The sequence below is a fragment of the Nocardia otitidiscaviarum NBRC 14405 genome (assembly GCF_000308635.1).
In the GTDB taxonomy this organism is placed as follows: Bacteria; Actinomycetota; Actinomycetes; order Mycobacteriales; family Mycobacteriaceae; genus Nocardia; species Nocardia otitidiscaviarum.
On record NZ_BAGD01000081.1, the window covers coordinates 276,069 to 292,747 of the forward strand.

Here is a 16,679-nt window from a genome sequence, read left to right on the forward strand (position 1 = left end):
GCAGACCGGGATTCGGGCCGCGGTCAGCCGGTGATCTCCCACTCGTAGACGGTCAATTCCGAGGACCCGGTGGTGTGGATGGGATCGGTGTGGACGAGTTCGCTTGCGGCGTCCAGGTTTTCGGCGGTGATCACGTAGGCGCCGCCGGAGCCGTCGGTGAACGCGCCGGTCTCCACGAGCTGTCCACGCGAACGAACCGCATCGAGCCAGGCTCGATGCGGTTCGACGACGGACCGGTCGAAGCGCGGGGTGCGCATGGCCAGTACGAGATATTTGCGCACTTACGCCTCGTCGGACGGGTCGGCGGGGGCGCTGGCGCGGGTGGCCGCGGCGGCGGCGCGCACCTGCGGCGCCACCTCCACCACGCGGCCGAGCACACCGTTGATGAAGGACGGGGAGTCGTCGGTGGACAGCTCCTTGGCCAGTTCCACCGCCTCGTCCACCGCCACCACCGGAGGAACGTCGTTGGCGTGGAACAGCTCCCACACCGCCACCCGCAGAATGGCGCGGTCCACGGCGGGCAGCCGCGACAGCGTCCAATCCTGCAGGTAGGACTCGATGGTGGCGTCCACCCGGTCCAGATCGTCGGCCACGCCTTCGACCAGCACCCGGGTGTAGGGGTTCACGGGCGCGACCGCGTCATCGCGCAGGGCCAGCGTCACCCGCTCGGCGGTGAGCTCCGCCGGGTCGATGTCGCGCGCCTCGGCCTCGAACAGCAGGTCCACCGCGCGGCGGCGCGCCTTGTGCCGCGCACCCAGCTTCTTGTAGTTCGACTTCTTGTCCACGGGCTGATCGGCCACGGTCACCATTATCCGCGCGTCAGGAGTTGACGCGGCTGATGTAGCTGCCGTCGCGGGTGTCGACCTTCAGCTTGTCGCCGACATTGATGAACAGCGGCACCTGCACCTCGGCCCCGGTCTCGATGGTGGCGGGCTTGGTGCCCGCGCTGGAGCGGTCGCCCTGCAGGCCCGGCTCGGTGTGGGTGACCTCGACCTCGATGGAGACGGGGAGCTCGATGAACAGCGCCTCACCCTCGTACATGGCGATCTGCACGCCCATGTTCTCCAGCAGGAAGCCGCCCGCCTTGCCGACGATGTTCTCGCCCAGGTGGATCTGGTCGAAGGTCTCGCCGTCCATGAAGATGTAGTCCGAGCCGTCGTGGTAGAGGTAGGTCATATCGCGACGGTCGACGGTCGCGGTCTCGACCTTCACACCGGCGTTGAAGGTCTTGTCGACAACCTTGCCGGAGACGACGTTCTTCAGCTTGGTGCGCACGAAGGCGGGACCCTTACCCGGCTTGACGTGCTGGAATTCGACGATCTGCTGGAGCTGATTGTCGATCTTCAGCACGAGGCCGTTCTTGAAGTCGCTGGTGTCCGCCACTGTCTTCGGATCTCCTCATAGTCGGGCAACCGCGTCAGTCGACGACGGTCAGGTCCTTGCTGGTGTGGGTGAGCAGTTCGGGGCCCCCCTTGCGAACCACGAGCGTATCCTCGATCCGGACGCCGCCGCGGCCGGGGAAATACACACCTGGCTCGACGGTCACCGCCACGCCATCCAGCAGTGTACCTGTGCCCGTTTTGGCGATTCCGGGTGCTTCGTGGATCCGCAGGCCGACGCCGTGTCCGAGGCCGTGCACGAACAGCTCACCGTAGCCGGCTTCCTCGATGACCGCGCGGGAGGCGGCATCCACCGCTTTCGTCGCCACTCCCGGCGCCAGCGCCTCGCGGCCGGCCCGCTGGGCGCGCAGCACCAGGTCGTAGATCTCGCGCTGCCAGTCCGAGGCGTGGCCGAGCACGAAGGTGCGGGTCATATCGGAGTGGTAGCCGCCCACCACCGCCCCGAAGTCGATCTTCACGAAATCGCCGGTGGCCAGTTCCGCTCCGGTCGGGCGGTGATGCGGGACAGCCGAATTCACGCCGGTGGCCACGATGGTCTCGAAGGCCACTGCCTCCGCGCCATGTTCGAACATGAGCCATTCCAGTTCGCGGGCCACCTGGCGTTCGGTGCGACCGGGACGCAGGCCGCCGCGTTCCAGCAGCGCGGCCAGCGCAGTGTCGGCGGCGGTGCAGGCGGCCGCGAGCTGGTGCACCTCGAAGGCGTCCTTGACCATCCGCAGCTGTTCGACCAGGCCCGAGACCGGAACCAAATCCAGGCCGGTGGCCTGGGCCAGGAAGGCGCGATGCTGCTCGACGGTGACGATATGGCTCTCGAAACCGACGCGGCCGGTCTGCCACTCCCCCGCGATCTCGACGACGCGACGTGCGCTGGCCCGGTTGATCTCCGCCCGCAGATCCGGCGACTGCTCGGCCACCTGGGTGCGGTAGCGGCCGTCGGTGCAGATGACGGTGCGGTCCTCGGTGGTGTCCCAGGCGTACACCAGCAGCGCGGCATTGGACCCGGTGAATCCGGTCAGGTAGCGGATATTGATCAGGTCGGTCACCAGGAGCGCGTCGACCCGGTTCTCCACCAGCAGGTCCCGCAGCGCGGCCCGCCGCAGTGCGTAGGTGGGGCGCGGGCCGGGATCGTGATCAGCCATGCGTCCAAGCTACAGCCGACACGCCGCGACACCGACCCGCAACACGTGGACCCACCCGGTCACGACGGGGGTCGCCGAGGGGAACAGAGGTTGTCCACATCCGAGGTGGTCGTCCACAATTCGCGTTCGGGGCGCCCGCGCGGGAGTGCGGCGCGGCAGTCTCGTAGACATGGACCCGATCCCGCTGCTCGGACTTCTCACCTGGTGTGCGGCACTCAGCGCCGCGGATCTACGCCACCGGCGGCTGCCGAACCTGCTGACGCTGCCGGGCGCCGCGGTGGTGTTCGGATACGCCTGGCTCGGCGGCCGGTGGGCGGTCGCACTGGTCGGCGCTTTGCTGCTGGCGGTCCCCTACCTACTGATTCATCTGACGATGCCGTCCGCACTCGGTGCCGGGGATGTGAAACTCGCCCTCGGCCTGGGCGGCGCCTGCGCGCTCGCGGGCGCACAGGCGTGGGTGTGGGCGGCCATCACCGCACCGCTGCTCACCGCCCTCGCGGGCGCGGGCACCCTGCTGGCCGCCCGGGCACGCCCCGGCGGCCGGTGCGGACACGCGGGTGCACCGGCATGGACGTGGACGGCGGCCGATCCCGTGGCACATCCGCGCCGCACGGGCGGGCCTCCGGTCGGCGGTCCGCGCCGGGAAGCACCCGGGGACAGCCTGATCGGCTCGCGTGCGGAGCTAGCGGAGCGCGGCCTTCCGCGGCCGGTGTCGCCCGTCGTCGCCGTACCGCCCGCAACCCTCGCGCACGGTGCCGCCATGTGCGCGGCGAGTGTGGCGGCCATCATGCTGACACGCTGACGTCGCCGTATGCCGGACCGCGTGTCGGTGCGACGGTATTCCCATGGAAAGATGGTGCCCGTGTTGCGCTGGATAACTGCCGGAGAATCCCATGGCCCTGCTCTCGTCACGATCCTCGAGGGGATGGTGGCCGGTGTCGAGGTGACCTCCGCCGATGTGGCCGCGCAGCTGGCCCGACGCCGCCTCGGCTACGGCCGCGGCGCGCGCATGAAGTTCGAGGCCGATGTGGTCACCATGGTCGGCGGGGTGCGCCACGGCAAGACCATGGGCGGCCCGGTCGCCATCGAGGTGGCCAACTCCGAGTGGCCCAAGTGGACCCAGGTCATGTCCGCCGACCCGGTGGACGAGGCCGAACTGGCCGAACTGGCGCGCAATGCCCCGCTCACCCGGCCGCGGCCCGGGCACGCCGACTACTCGGGCATGCTCAAGTACGGCTTCGACGACGCTCGCAACGTGCTCGAGCGCGCCAGCGCCCGCGAGACCGCCGCCCGCGTCGCCGCGGGCACCGTGGCCAAGAACTTCCTGCGCCAGGCCCTCGGGGTCGAGGTGATCTCGCATGTGGTGTCCATCGGCACCGCGGCCAACACCACCGGCGTGGCGCCCGCCGCCGCCGATCTCGACGCCATCGACGCCAGCCCGGTGCGCGCGTTCGACGCCGACGCCGAGGCCGCCATGATCGCCGAGATCGAGGCCGCCAAGAAGGACGGCGACACCCTCGGCGGTGTGGTGGAGGTCGTGATCGAGGGCCTGCCCATCGGTCTGGGATCGTTCATCAGCGGCCAGGACCGTCTCGACGCGCGACTCGCGGCCGCCCTCATGGGGATTCAGGCCATCAAGGGTGTCGAGGTGGGTGACGGTTTCGAGACCGCGCGCCGCCGCGGCAGCCAGGCGCACGACGAGATGAAGCCCGGCCCCGACGGCGTGCTGCGCTCGACCAACCGCGCGGGCGGACTCGAGGGCGGGATGACCAATGGCGAGGCGCTGCGGGTGCGGGCGGCCATGAAGCCCATCTCCACGGTGCCGCGGGCGCTGTCCACCGTCGACATGTCCACCGGCGGCGAGGCCGTGGCCATTCACCAGCGCTCCGATGTGTGCGCCGTGCCCGCCGCGGGTGTGGTGGCCGAGGCCATGGTCGCCCTGGTGGTCGCGCAGGCCGCGCTGGAGAAGTTCGGTGGCGACTCGCTGGCCGAGACCGTCGACAACCTGAACAGCTACCTGAAGCGCATCAACGCCCGGCCGCACATTCCGGGCAATACACCGCAGTGACCGATGCGACCGATCCGTCGGAGGCCGCCGCCGCGGCCCCGACGGAGACGGAATCGACGACCGGGACGGCAGCGCACGCACTCTCGGTGGTGCTCGTGGGTCCGCCCGGTGCGGGCAAATCGACCATCGGCCGCAAGCTGGCCCGCGAACTCGGGCTGGAACTCTACGACACCGACGCCGGTATCGAGGAGCGCACCGGACGCACCATCCCGGAGATCTTCGCCGCCGACGGTGAACCCGAGTTCCGCCGGATCGAGGAAGAGGTGGTCCGCGAGGCCGTCCTCGCCGGGCACGGCGTCATCTCCCTCGGCGGCGGGTCGGTGCTGTCCGCCGCCACCCGCGCGGTGCTGCGCGGCCGCACCGTCATCTACCTGGAAATCAGTGTGGGCGAAGGGCTCCGGCGCACCGGTGCCAGCACCAACCGCCCCCTGCTCACCGGCGACGATCCGGCCGGGAAGTACCGCGAGCTGATGAAGATCCGCCGCCCGCTCTACCGCGAGGTGGCGACCATCCGCGTCCGCACCGACGGCCGCAGCCCCGGCCGCGTCGTCCGCATGATCCTGGCCAAACTCGGCATCGAACCCACCGAGAAGCCGGATCCCACCGAACCCACCGACCCCACCCCCACCCCGAGCGGCCGCTCCCGCGCCCGCCGCCGACGCCGCCGCGGACGCGGCCGAAGCGAAGCACAGACCACCGCACCGACCACCGACGCCGCCTCGGCCCACAGCACCGCGGATCCAGTCACCGCGGCCCCGGGCGGTTCCGACCCAGCCACCTCGGGTGCGACCCACGCCACGCCTGCCCGCACAGACTCAGCCGCCGCTGCTTCACCCGGCACGACTCCACCTGCCGCCGTAACGGATTCGGGTTCCTCCCCCGCAACCCCCGGGACCGCCCAGCACCGCGACCAACCGTCCGGCCAGAGCACCGACGCCGCCGCGCCGAAGCGCAAACGCCGCAACCGCCGCTCGCGCCGCCGCCGCAACCCCGAGGTGACCCCGGGAACCGGTGCCGCGACCACCAGCGAAGCGCCGACCGCAACCACACCCACCTCCACGACCGGCACACCCGCTTCCTCGACCAACGCGCCCACTGTGGGCACGAGCGACACAGCGAACCAACCGGGCGACAGCACCGCGATGTCGTCGCGCCGCACCGGTCACCGCCGTCGATCGCGCCGGGCGACCCGCCCCACCGGCCCGGCCGCCACCACCACACCCGCCGAGAACCTCGCGGCGGAGACAGTAATATCCACCCCCACAACGACACCCGATCCAGCCCCGGGCGCCCAGGCCGCACAATCCGATCACGCCTCCGACAGCCCGAACGCACCCGCCCGTTCCACTGCCGACACGCCCGGTCGTGCCACGGTGAATGCGCCTGGTGGTGACCAGGATTCGGCCCACAGTCGCCACCGACTCCGCAGCCCCGGGGAATCCTCCGGCACCGACTCCGTAGGCGGTGATCCGATCACAGCGCACGAGGGCTCGACGCCCGGTCCCGCTGTGGCGGAAACGCGTATCCGGCTACGGTCGGACAGTGCGGGCGGGCCGACAGCAGGGCGCACCTCGGCAGGCGTCCCGGAGCACGACGACGGCGGCGCTGCCGACGCCGGCGCGGCCGACTCCACTCCCCCGGGGCGGTCCCGGCGGGCGCGGGCGCGCAGGGCGCGGGCGCGGCGGGCCCGGGAGGCTCGGGCCGAGCAGCGGGAAACGGGTGAGAGCCCAGCACAATTCGCACGAGAAGAATCGGAGCACTGATGAGCGAGCCGACCCGTATCGACGTCCGCACGGCCGACCCGTATCCGGTGATCATCGGGCGGGGGTTGCTGGGGGACCTGGTCGAGCAGGTGACCGGGAAGTCCGGGGTGCGGACGGTGGCCATCTTCTATCAGCCGCCGCTGGCCGAGACCGCCGAGGTGGTGCGACAGGCCCTCGCCGACAAGGGGATCGACGCGCACCGGGTGGAGATTCCGGATGCGGAGGCCGGTAAGGATCTGGCGGTGGCCGGGTTCTGCTGGGAGGTGCTGGGCCGGATCGGCCTGACCCGCAAGGATGTCGTGATCAGCCTGGGCGGCGGCGCGGCCACCGATCTGGCCGGTTTCGTGGCGGCCACCTGGATGCGCGGGGTGAGCATCATCCACGTGCCGACCACGCTGCTGGCCATGGTGGACGCGGCGGTCGGCGGCAAGACCGGCATCAATACCGAGGCGGGCAAGAATCTGGTCGGCTCCTTCCACGAGCCGTCCGCCGTCATGGTCGATCTGGCCACGCTGGAAACCGTGCCGCGCAATGAGATCGTCGCGGGCATGGCCGAGATCATCAAGGCCGGATTCATCGCCGATCCGGTCATTCTCGATCTGGTGGAGCGTGATCCGCAGGCCGCGCTGGACCCGACCGGCGAGGTGCTGCCCGAACTGATCCGGCGCGCCATCCAGGTCAAGGCCGATGTGGTGGCCGCCGACCTGAAGGAATCCGACCTGCGCGAGATCCTCAACTACGGACATACGCTGGGCCACGCCATCGAACGCCGGGAGCGCTACCGGTGGCGTCACGGTGCGGCCGTCTCGGTCGGCCTGGTCTTCGCCGCCGAACTGGGCCGCCTGGCGGGCCGGCTCGACGACGCCACCGCCGACCGCCACGCGGCCATCCTGTCCAGCATCGGCCTGCCGATCAGCTACGACGCCGACGCGCTGCCCGAACTGCTGAAGTCCATGCAGACCGATAAGAAGACCCGCTCCGGTGTCATCCGCTTCGTGGTCCTGGACGGCCTCGCCAAGCCGGGCCGCCTGGAGGGTCCGGACCCCTCGCTCATGGCCGCCGCCTACTCCGCGGTCGCCCGCAACGAGAATCCGGGCGGCAGCGCGATTCTGCTCTGAGCGGGATGGGTTCCGCGGCCGATTCCACGCCGCGGAACCCACCGGCAGCGGCACCGCCCGCCGGAAACGAATCGGCCGCCCGCACGCGAGCGTGGGGCGGCCGACGGGTGTTCCGCCACTCAGGCGTTGGCGGAGTCCTTGGTCAGCGCGACGGTGTCGGCATCGGAATCAGCGTCGGCATCGGCACCGGTGGCGGAACCGCCGGTGTTCTCCTTGCGCCGCACCAGGTAACGGCCGAGCGCTACGCCGAGCACACCGGGGATGAAGATCAGCAGGACGATGAACGACGCCCCGAAGGTGAGCTCGAACAGCAGGCCCTGATCGCCGAGGTCGAATTCGGGCAGGAAGTCGAGCAGCCAGGCGACCGCCCCGCCGCCGATGCCGCCCGCCAGACCCGCCTTCAGCCAACGCATGGTGAGGTCGTCGCCGGTCCCGGAGGTGGCGTCGGCGCGGCCGTCGAGGTAGCCCCAGGCGATGACGGCGGCGATGAGGACGAGTAGCCCCAGCGGGCGCATCCAGGAGCCGTTGGTCGGCCAGTACACCATGGCGAAGCCGAGCACGGTACGCAGCACCACGGTCAGCGCTCCGAGACCCACGGCGCGCAACACCCACGCATTCATGTCGATCACCCTAGCCTGTCCGGCCCCGACACTGAACTGGAACCCGTTACAGAATCTCGCGCATTCACGCAGCGTCGCGGGCAGTGACGGTGCCGCTCACGCTTCCAGTGCGGCCGCCATGGCCGCGCGCGGAGCCGGCTTCCCGGTGAACTGCTCCACCTGACCGTATGCCTGGTTCAGCAGCATCTGCAGCCCGCTCACCACGGTGTGCCCGGCGCGTGCCACGGCGTCGGCGAGCGGCGTCGGCCACGGATCGTAGATGGCGTCGAGCACCACCGGCGCCTGCGCGACGGCATCCGCCACGGTCGCCGCCGCGGCCGCGGGCACCGTGCTGACCACGGTGTCGACATCGGAGCACACGAATCCCAGTGCCTCCGCATCGAAGCCGATGACCTCGGCCGACATGCCGAGCCGCGCCGCCAGATCCAGGGTGTCGGCCGCCCGCCCCCGGTCCCGGGCGACAATGGTGACGGTGTGCGCGCCCAGATCGGCCAGCGCCAGCAGGGCGGGTCGCGCGGTACCGCCCGCGCCGAGCACCACCGCCCGCGCCACCTCCACGACGCCGCCGCCTTCGAGCGCGCCGCGCACGCCGTCCACATCGGTGCAGTCCGCGCGCCACCCGGTGTCGGTGCGCACCAGGGTGTTCGCGGAGCCGACCAGTTCGGCCCGATCGGTGCGCTCGGTGGCGTAGTCGAGGGCCGCGACCTTGCCGGGCATGGTCACCGACAGGCCCACCCATTCGGGTCCGAGTCCGTCGACGAAGCCGGGCAGCTGTTCCGCGGTGCATTCGACGCGTTCGTAGGTCCAGTCCAGGCCGAGTGCGCGGTATGCCGCCAGGTGCAGCTGCGGCGAACGCGAATGCGATATCGGGCTGCCCAGTACGGCCGCCCGGCGAACCTCACCGTCCACTGTCGAGAATTCCACTTTCTTGAGCCTTGGTGATATTGCGCAGGTGCTCACCGTAGCTTTCGGTGAACAGGGTGGTCCCCTGCTTGTCGATGGTCACGAAGTACAGCCACGGCCCCGGTTCGGGATTCTCCATGGCGCGCAAGGCATCCAGCGACGGCGCGGAGATCGGTGTGGCGGGCAGGCCGGACATGGCGTAGGTGTTCCACGGTGTCTCGCGGGCCCGGTCGGCGTCGGTGGTGGCCACCTCGGTCTTGTCCAGGGTGTAGTTGACCGTGGAGTCGAATTGCAGCGGCTGCCCGACCTCGAGGCGGTTCACGATGACCCGCGCCACCTTCGACATATCGTTCGGCAGGGCTTCTCGCTCCACCAGCGAGGCGGCGACCAGGGTTTCGTAGGGGGTGAGGCCGTTGGCGCCGCCGGATTGCAGCAGGCCGGTCTCCTCGTACCGCGCGGCGCTCTCCGACACCAGCTGCTTCAGGATCTGTTCGGGGGTGCCGCTGGGATCGAAGTCCAGGGTGCCCGCGGCGATCAGCCCCTCGAGCTGACGGCTGCGGTCGGGTACGGTGCGCACCCGTTCCAGGGCCCATTCCGGCACCCCGAGCACGACCGGATCGCTCGCACCGGCCGCCTCCAGCTGCTCATAGCTGACGCATTTGCCGGATACGCAGCTGGCGTCGGCGATCTTGCGGTAGATGCCGTCCTTGCGCGCGCCGGTGTGCACATCGGTGGAGTCGTGCAGCTGCCGCCCCTCGGACAGCACCACATTCCCGACCCGCGACGAGTTGCCGACCAGGGCGGCCACGGCGTCGGCGGCCGGGCTGTGGGTCGGGATGGCGTAGTAGCCGGGTTGCAGCGAGTTCATGCCGTCGTTCTTGACCGCGGCCTCGTAGAAGGCGGCCGTGCTGGCGACGACTCCCTTGTCGTACATGGTTTCGGCGATCTCGCTGGCGGTTTCGCCCGGCTGTACGCGCACCACCGCGACCGGACCGGCCGGACCGGCGAAGTCCTCCGGCGGGGTGTACCGGTTCATCACCTTCAGCAGCGCGAATCCGGCGGCGCCGGCGAACAGTACGGCGAAGACGAAGGTGAAGATCCAGATATTGCGCCGCCGCCGCTTGCGCTCGGCCGCCTTGCGCGAGGCCACCCGCGAGGAGCGTCGGCCGCGCTGCGCACCCGCGCGGGAGCCGGAGCGGCCACCCGCGGCACCGGCGCGCGCTCCCACGCGCCGTCCGGAAGTCCCTGTCTCCGAGCCGGTTTCGGCGCGCCGGGAGCGGTCTCCGGCGCGCCGCATGGTGTTTCGCCGCGGCGGCTCGTCCGCATCCGTGTAGCGCGGGATGACGGTGGTGTCGTCCTCGTAGTCGTCGGCCACCTCGTCCCAGTCGAGATCGTCGCGGCGGTATCGACGCTCGGCGTCCTGCCGGTAGCGTTCCTCGGCTCGAGTCCAGCGGTCCGTCATGCATCATCCCCGCGGTCGACCGACTTCACAAGCGCACTCCGTTCGTCCAACCAGCCTTGCAGGATCGATACGGCGGCCGCCTGATCGATGACCCGCCGCTGCCCGCGCGCGCGAACTCCACTGTCCCGCAAGGCGCGTGCAGCAGACACCGTAGTCAAACGTTCGTCGGAAAGCCGCACCGGGACGGGAGCTATCAGTCTCCGCAAACGCTCAGCGAATACGGTGGCGAGCTTGGCCGACGATCCGTTCTCTCCGCGCAGCGTGCGTGGCAGACCGACGATCACCTCGACGGCCTCGTACTCCCGCACAATATCCGCAATGCGGGTGAGTTCGGGGGCAATCGCACCCTTGGGTATCTGTTTCGCCCGCTGCACGGTCTCCACGGGCGTGGCGAGGATGCCGTCGGGATCCGAGGCCGCGACGCCGATGCGCACGGTGCCGACATCGATGCCGATCCGCCGCCCTCGACCCGGATCCCGGGCGAGGTCGGGACGTGACGGCGCTGTCGCCGACGCCGATCCGGATGTCGATCCGGACGCCGGTTCACGATGCGGCACGCCCGCTGCGTCCCGGCCCGGATCCACGCCTGGTACGCCCCCCGGCGCAGCCGCGCCCGGTACGGGTCGGGCGTCGCCGTGGACGCCCGACCGTGGTGAATCGGATTCGGCCATCAGCCCGCGAGCTCGGCCACCCGTGCCCGCACCGCGGCCAGCCCGGCCGCGATTCCCGACGGGTCCGAGCCCGCGCCCTGCGCCATCTCCGGCTTGCCGCCGCCGCGGCCGGCGATGGACGGCCCGAACGAGCCGACCAGGTCACCGGCGGCAATGCCGAGTTCCTGGGCGGCCTTGGTCACCGCGACCACGAACGGCACCTTGCCCTCGGCATTACCCAGCAGCACCACCACGGCGGGCTGGCTGCCGAAGCGGCCCTTGATATCGGAGACCAGGGTGCGCAGATCACCCGCACCCACACCCTCCGGCGCGGCCTCGGCGACCAGCAGCACCTCACCCACGCGCTGCGCGGCGTCGACGAACGTGCCCGCGCTCGACAGCACGGCGGCCATCTTGGTGCGCTCGAGTTCCTTCTCGGCCACCTTGAGCCGCTCCACCAGCTGCTCCACCCGCGCGGGCACCTCCTCCGAGGGCACCTTCAGCGAGGAGGCCACACCGGCCAGCAGCGCCCGCTCCTTGGCCAGGTACTTGTACGAGTCCAGGCCAACGAAGGCTTCCACGCGGCGGATACCGGAACCGACCGACGACTCGCCGAGCACGGTGATCGGGCCGATCTGCGAGGAATGCGCCACGTGCGTACCGCCGCACAGCTCCATGGAGAACGGCCCGCCGATCTCCACCACACGCACCTCGTCGCCGTAGTTCTCACCGAACAGCGCCAGCGCGCCCATCTGTTTGGCCTTCGGCAGATCGGTGACGAAGGTGTTCACCGCGTAGTCCGCGCCCACCGCGTCATTGGACACGGCCTCGATATCGGCCTTCTGCTGCTCGGACAGCTGACCCTGCCAGTTGAAGTCGAAACGCAGATAGCCGGGCTTGTTCAGCGAACCGGCCTGCACCGCGTTGGGACCGAGCACCTGCCGCAGCGCCGCGTGCACCATATGGGTGCCCGAATGGCCCTGGGTCGCGCCGCGCCGCCACGCCGGATCGGCCTGGGCCAGCACCACATCGCCCTCGGTGAGCTGCCCGGCCTCGACGGTGGCCTTGTGCACCCACAGTTTCTTGGCGATCTTCTGCACATCGTTGACGCGCACCTTCACCCCGTGCGAGGAGGTGATGGTGCCGCGGTCGGCGATCTGACCGCCGGACTCGGCATAGAGCGGGCTGCGGTCCAGGATCACCTCGACCTCGGTGCCCGCCTCGGCCACCGGCACCCGCACGCCGTCGGCGATGAGCGCGAGAACCGTTGCCTCCGAGGTCAGTTCGTCGAAACCGGTGAACTCGGTCGCACCGCGGTCGACCAGTTCCTTGTAGATGGACAGGTCGGCGTGGGCGTGCTTGCGTGCGGCGGCGTCCTCCTTGGCGCGCTGGCGCTGCTCGGCCATGAGCGAGCGGAAGCCCGCCTCGTCCACCTCGAGCCCGGCCTCCGACGCCATCTCCAGGGTCAGGTCGATCGGGAAACCGTAGGTGTCGTGCAGGGTGAAGGCGTCCGAACCGGCGATCTTCCGGCCGCCCTGGGCCTTCACCTGTTCGACGGTCTCGTCGAACAGCCTGGAGCCGGTGTTCAGCGTCTTGAGGAAGGCGGTCTCCTCGCCGACGGCCACCGTCTCGATGCGCTTGTAGTCGGTGGACAGCTCCGGATACGACGGCGCCATGAGATCGCTGACGACCTTCATGAATTCGGCCATCACCGGCTTCTCCGCACCGAGCAGGCGGGCCGAGCGCACGATGCGGCGCAGCAGGCGGCGCAGCACGTAGCCACGACCGTCATTGCCCGGGTTCACGCCGTCGGCGATGAGCATGGCGGAGCTGCGCACGTGGTCGGCGATGACGCGGAAGCGCACGTCGTCGGCGTGCTCCACGCCGTAGGAGCGGCCGGTCAACTGCTCGGCCTTGTCGATGATGGGGCGCAGCAGGTCGGTTTCGTAGACGTTCTCCACGCCCTGCAGCAGCATGGCGACGCGCTCGACGCCCATACCGGTGTCGATGTTCTTCTTGGGCAGCGATCCGACCGGCGGGAAGCCCTGCTTGGGGCTCTGCTCACCACGGATGTCCTGCATGAACACCAGGTTCCAGATCTCGAGGTAGCGGTCCTCATCGGCGACCGGGCCGCCTTCCGCACCGTATTCCGGACCGCGGTCGTAGTAGATCTCCGAGCAGGGGCCGCCGGGACCGGGCACGCCCATATCCCAGTAGTTGTCCTTGCCGTCGCGGAACTGGATGCGCTCGGTGGGGATACCGGCGACGCGGTGCCAGATCTCGGCCGCCTCCGGATCGGATTCGTAGGCGGTGACCCAGATACGCTCGGGGTCGAAGCCGAAGCCACCTTCTTCCTGGGACTTGGTGATCAGCTCCCAGGCGAGGGTGATGGCCCCCTCCTTGAAGTAGTCGCCGAAGGAGAAGTTTCCGGCCATCTGGAAGAACGTGTTGTGCCGGGTGGTGACGCCCACCTCTTCGATGTCACCGGTGCGCACGCACTTCTGCACGCTGGTCGCCCGGGTGTACGGCGGTGCCTCCTGGCCCAGGAAATACGGCTTGAACTGGACCATGCCTGCATTGACGAACAGCAGGTTGGGGTCGGGCAGGACCAGCGAGGCACTGGGTACCTCGGTGTGTCCGGCACGAACGAAATGCTCCAGGAAGCGCCGTCGAATCTCGTGGGTCTGCACAACTATCCAGCCTACCGTTGCCGGTCCAGCGGGTTTTCGGCGACCACCGCCGGATGGCTACCATCGCCGGGGTGACTGTGATCCCGGACCCAACAGCGCCCTTTCCACTGCCGCATACCGACCGGACCGTCTTTCTGAAGCCGCACGTCGAATCCGACAAGATCGAGGTCGGCGAGTACACCTACTTCGATGACCCGGACGCGGCCACCGACTTCGAGAACCGCAATGTGCTCTACGCCTTCGGCCCGGAGAAACTGGTGATCGGCAAATTCTGCGCGATCGCCACCGGCACCCGTTTCATCATGGCCGGGGCCAACCACCCCACCCAGGGCGTATCCACCTTCCCCTTCACCATCTTCGGCGGCACCTGGGCCGAGGAGACCATGGACATCATCACGTCCATCCCCAGCAAGGGCGACACCGTCGTCGGCAATGACGTCTGGTTCGGCTACAACACCCTGATCATGCCCGGCGTCCGCATCGGCGACGGCGCCGTCATCGCCACCGGCGCGGTCGTCACCACCGACGTCCCGCCCTACACCATCGTCGGCGGCAACCCGGCCCAACCGGTCAAACAGCGCTACCCCGACGAGGACGTCGCCCGCCTGCTCCGCGCGGCCTGGTGGAATTGGCCGGTCGAACTCATCACGACGCACGTGCGCGCCATCATGGCGGGCACCCCGCGTGACATCGAGAAGATCGCGGTCGAGAACGGGCTGATCACGCCGTAACACATGCGCCAGCGATGCCGCCGATGCCTACCCACGCTCCGTGTACGGGCATCGGACACGCATCGCCTCAGCGGACGAAATCCTTCAACGGCTCGGTATCCAGCGTGATTCCGATCGGCTCCGGCAGTTCGACTCGCTCACCGAACGGGAGACGAATGATCGAGGAGTACACCGACCGGACCGGTCGGCTGTACACCACGACTTCCGCAGCGTCACGGTCGATCAAGAGGTACACCGGGATTCCCGTTTCCGCGTAGGCACGCGGCTTCTGCACGCGGTCACGACGGTCGGTATCCGAATCAAATGACGTTACCTCCGCAGCCAACAGAACTGGATCCGGATTCTTCCAGAGCGGTTGACCTGCGAACGAACGCTTCGGCGCGATGACCGCGTCGGGAATTGCCCGGCCTCCTCGATACGCCTCGACCTTCAACTCGTTTCCCGGATAGATCGACAGATCGGGCCGCTGCTGGAAGACGTGTTCCATCAGCCACTGGACTATCTCGACATGATCGCCGTCGGGCACCGGCTTGACCCCCAGCTTGCCGTAGATGAATTCGAGCCTGATCCCCTCACCCGCTTGCTGGGCGAGTCGCGCAAGTTCTTCGAAATCCTCGACGAGCATCTGCGGTCGGTCAGCCATGGCGGTCACCGAAACCCTCCATTCCGTCGGCCGCATCGGATTGTCGACACGGCCACCGTATGCCCCAGTGTGCTGCGAAGACAGTCTTTCACAACGGCTCGCCACGGCGACACGCTGGACACGCGACTCGGTCACCTGCCGCGGACGATGCGGCGGAGTTTGGTGACGCGGGGGCCGATCTCGCGCTCGTAGCCGTGGTCGGTGGGTTCGTAGTAGTCGACGCCGATCAGTTCGTCGGGTGGGTACTGCTGGGTGAGGACACCGTCGGGATGGTCGTGGGGGTATTTGTAGCCCTGGGCGTTTCCGAGAGCCTTGGCTCCGGAGTAGTGGCCGTCGCGCAGGTGCGGGGGCACCGCGCCCGCCTTGCCCGCGGAGATGTCGGACATGGCCTTGCCGATGGCCTTGACCACGCCGCCGGATTTGGGGGCGGTGGCGATGTGGATGGTGGCCTGGGTGAGCGCGAGTTGTGCTTCCGGCATGCCGACGAGTTGGACGACCTGGGCCGCCGCCACCGCGGTCTGCAGGGCGGTGGGGTCGGCCATGCCGACCTCCTCGCTGGCCTGGATCATCAAGCGGCGGGCGATAAATCGCGGATCCTCGCCCGCGGTGATCATGCGGGCCAGATAGTGCAGGGCCGCGTCCACATCGGAGCCGCGCAGCGATTTGATGAAGGCACTGATCACGTCGTAGTGCTGGTCACCGGCGCGGTCGTAGCGGACGGCGGCCTTGTCGACGCTGGCCTCCACCAGGTCCACGTCGACGGTGCCGTCCAGTGAGGATTCGGCGGAGGCTTCCAGGGCGGTGAGCGCCCGCCGCGCGTCGCCGCCCGCGATGCGCACGATGTGGTCGAGCGCCGCGTCGGTGACGGTGTACTCCCCCGCCAGGCCGCGTGGATCGGCGGTCGCCCGGCGCAGCACCTCGCGCACCTCGTCGGCGGTGAGGGATTGCAGTTGCAGCACCAGCGAACGCGACAGCAGCGGTGACACCACGGAGAACGACGGATTCTCGGTGGTCGCGCCGACCAGCAGCACGATGCGGTTCTCGACGGCGGCGAGCAGGGCGTCCTGCTGGGTCTTGGAGAACCGGTGCACCTCGTCGATGAACAGCACGGTCTGCTCGCCGTGCAGCAGCCGCCGCCGCGCCACGTCGATGACCGCGCGTACCTCCTTGACCCCCGCCGACAGCGCGGACAGCGCCTCGAAGCGCCGCCCGGTGGCCTGCGAGATGAGCGAGGCGAGGGTGGTCTTGCCGGTGCCGGGCGGGCCGAACAGCAGGACCGAGGCCGCACCGGATCCCTCGATGAGCCGGCGCAGCGGTGAGCCCGCGCCGAGCAGATGCCGCTGCCCGACCACTTCGTCCAGACTCCGCGGCCGCATGCGCACGGCCAGGGGTGCGAAGCGGTCGGCGGTGGGCGAGGACGACGTGTACTCGTCGGACACCGGCTCGGCCCCTGGCGCGTCGAACAGCCCTTCACTCACAGGCGAAACCCTAC

Annotated in this window: 15 protein-coding genes and 1 pseudogene; 5 read left to right on the forward strand and 11 right to left on the reverse strand. The window is 69.5% G+C overall.

Features of this window, described 5'->3' with window-relative positions:
- Nucleotides 1–23: 23 nt before the first annotated feature.
- From ON31_RS17905 to ON31_RS17920, 4 genes are read right to left on the reverse strand one after another with little or no spacing between them, the layout of a single operon-like run.
- Nucleotides 24–281 carry a YciI family protein gene (locus tag ON31_RS17905; protein WP_218007344.1) on the reverse strand — a complete coding sequence of 86 codons (258 nt, stop codon included), beginning with the start codon at nucleotides 279–281 and terminating at the stop codon, nucleotides 24–26.
- The gene (nusB, locus tag ON31_RS17910) at nucleotides 282–800 is read right to left on the reverse strand and encodes a transcription antitermination factor NusB (RefSeq protein WP_039815178.1); all 519 of its coding nucleotides are present in this window, start codon (nucleotides 798–800) and stop codon (nucleotides 282–284) included.
- Nucleotides 801–819: 19 nt separating this feature from the next.
- A complete protein-coding gene (gene efp / locus ON31_RS17915) occupies nucleotides 820–1,383 on the reverse strand; it encodes an elongation factor P (protein WP_029924386.1) in 564 nt (187 codons plus the stop codon).
- 34 nt (nucleotides 1,384–1,417) lie between these two features.
- Complete coding sequence (locus tag ON31_RS17920; RefSeq protein ID WP_039815011.1) at nucleotides 1,418–2,539, reverse strand: M24 family metallopeptidase; 1,122 nt, start codon at nucleotides 2,537–2,539, stop codon at nucleotides 1,418–1,420.
- A gap of 169 nt (nucleotides 2,540–2,708) precedes the next feature.
- On the opposite strand from ON31_RS17920, the gene ON31_RS36760 reads away from it, so the two are divergent.
- The 4 genes and pseudogenes from ON31_RS36760 to aroB all read left to right on the forward strand — a co-directional run bounded on the left by ON31_RS36760 (nucleotide 2,709) and on the right by aroB (nucleotide 7,488).
- Nucleotides 2,709–3,341 (forward strand): prepilin peptidase, encoded by a 633-nt coding sequence (locus ON31_RS36760; RefSeq protein WP_051037414.1) that lies wholly within the window; start codon nucleotides 2,709–2,711, stop codon nucleotides 3,339–3,341.
- Nucleotides 3,342–3,401: 60 nt separating this feature from the next.
- A complete protein-coding gene (aroC, locus tag ON31_RS17930; protein WP_039815181.1) occupies nucleotides 3,402–4,607 on the forward strand; it encodes a chorismate synthase in 1,206 nt (401 codons plus the stop codon).
- An 86-nt stretch (nucleotides 4,608–4,693) separates the two neighbouring features.
- A pseudogene (locus ON31_RS38025) lies at nucleotides 4,694–5,179 on the forward strand (shikimate kinase); the annotation flags it as partial.
- A gap of 1,190 nt (nucleotides 5,180–6,369) precedes the next feature.
- On the forward strand, nucleotides 6,370–7,488 hold the full coding sequence (gene aroB / locus ON31_RS17940) for a 3-dehydroquinate synthase (protein ID WP_039815013.1): 1,119 nt from the start codon (nucleotides 6,370–6,372) through the stop codon (nucleotides 7,486–7,488).
- Nucleotides 7,489–7,607: 119 nt separating this feature from the next.
- On the opposite strand, the gene ON31_RS17945 is transcribed toward aroB, so the two are convergent.
- The 5 genes from ON31_RS17945 to alaS all read right to left on the reverse strand — a co-directional run bounded on the left by ON31_RS17945 (nucleotide 7,608) and on the right by alaS (nucleotide 13,813).
- On the reverse strand, nucleotides 7,608–8,108 hold the full coding sequence (locus tag ON31_RS17945) for a B-4DMT family transporter (RefSeq protein WP_169335020.1): 501 nt from the start codon (nucleotides 8,106–8,108) through the stop codon (nucleotides 7,608–7,610).
- Nucleotides 8,109–8,204: 96 nt separating this feature from the next.
- The gene (locus ON31_RS17950; RefSeq protein ID WP_370450429.1) at nucleotides 8,205–9,032 is read right to left on the reverse strand and encodes a shikimate dehydrogenase; all 828 of its coding nucleotides are present in this window, start codon (nucleotides 9,030–9,032) and stop codon (nucleotides 8,205–8,207) included.
- Complete coding sequence (locus ON31_RS17955; RefSeq protein ID WP_039815018.1) at nucleotides 9,007–10,473, reverse strand: endolytic transglycosylase MltG; 1,467 nt, start codon at nucleotides 10,471–10,473, stop codon at nucleotides 9,007–9,009. The genes ON31_RS17950 and ON31_RS17955 overlap by 26 nt, the downstream gene beginning before the upstream one ends.
- On the reverse strand, nucleotides 10,470–11,030 hold the full coding sequence (gene ruvX, locus ON31_RS17960) for a Holliday junction resolvase RuvX (protein ID WP_029924369.1): 561 nt from the start codon (nucleotides 11,028–11,030) through the stop codon (nucleotides 10,470–10,472). Before ruvX ends, ON31_RS17955 begins: the two co-directional genes overlap by 4 nt.
- Before the next feature lie 113 nt (nucleotides 11,031–11,143).
- Entirely contained in the window at nucleotides 11,144–13,813 is a 2,670-nt protein-coding gene (alaS, locus tag ON31_RS17965) for an alanine--tRNA ligase (protein WP_039815020.1), read from the reverse strand.
- Between the two features lie 53 nt (nucleotides 13,814–13,866).
- On the opposite strand from alaS, the gene ON31_RS17970 reads away from it, so the two are divergent.
- Nucleotides 13,867–14,544, forward strand: a complete 678-nt coding sequence (locus ON31_RS17970) for a CatB-related O-acetyltransferase (protein WP_218007345.1) — start codon at nucleotides 13,867–13,869, stop codon at nucleotides 14,542–14,544.
- A 67-nt stretch (nucleotides 14,545–14,611) separates the two neighbouring features.
- On the opposite strand, the gene ON31_RS17975 is transcribed toward ON31_RS17970, so the two are convergent.
- On the reverse strand, nucleotides 14,612–15,187 hold the full coding sequence (locus ON31_RS17975) for a Uma2 family endonuclease (protein ID WP_218007355.1): 576 nt from the start codon (nucleotides 15,185–15,187) through the stop codon (nucleotides 14,612–14,614).
- A 131-nt stretch (nucleotides 15,188–15,318) separates the two neighbouring features.
- The gene (locus ON31_RS17980) at nucleotides 15,319–16,665 is read right to left on the reverse strand and encodes a replication-associated recombination protein A (RefSeq protein ID WP_051037416.1); all 1,347 of its coding nucleotides are present in this window, start codon (nucleotides 16,663–16,665) and stop codon (nucleotides 15,319–15,321) included.
- Nucleotides 16,666–16,679: the final 14 nt, after the last annotated feature.

Bases quoted from the DNA above. Each gene is read 5' to 3' on its own strand.
- ON31_RS17920 (WP_039815011.1), bottom strand. From the start codon at position 2,539: ATGGCTGATCACGATCCCGGCCCGCGCCCCACCTACGCACTGCGGCGG.
- ON31_RS17970 (WP_218007345.1), top strand. From the start codon at position 13,867: ATGGCTACCATCGCCGGGGTGACTGTGATCCCGGACCCAACAGCGCCC.
- ON31_RS17975 (WP_218007355.1), bottom strand. From the start codon at position 15,187: ATGGCTGACCGACCGCAGATGCTCGTCGAGGATTTCGAAGAACTTGCG.
- ON31_RS36760 (WP_051037414.1), top strand. From the start codon at position 2,709: ATGGACCCGATCCCGCTGCTCGGACTTCTCACCTGGTGTGCGGCACTC.
- ON31_RS17955 (WP_039815018.1), bottom strand. From the start codon at position 10,473: ATGACGGACCGCTGGACTCGAGCCGAGGAACGCTACCGGCAGGACGCC.
- ON31_RS17945 (WP_169335020.1), bottom strand. From the start codon at position 8,108: ATGAATGCGTGGGTGTTGCGCGCCGTGGGTCTCGGAGCGCTGACCGTG.
- aroB (WP_039815013.1), top strand. From the start codon at position 6,370: ATGAGCGAGCCGACCCGTATCGACGTCCGCACGGCCGACCCGTATCCG.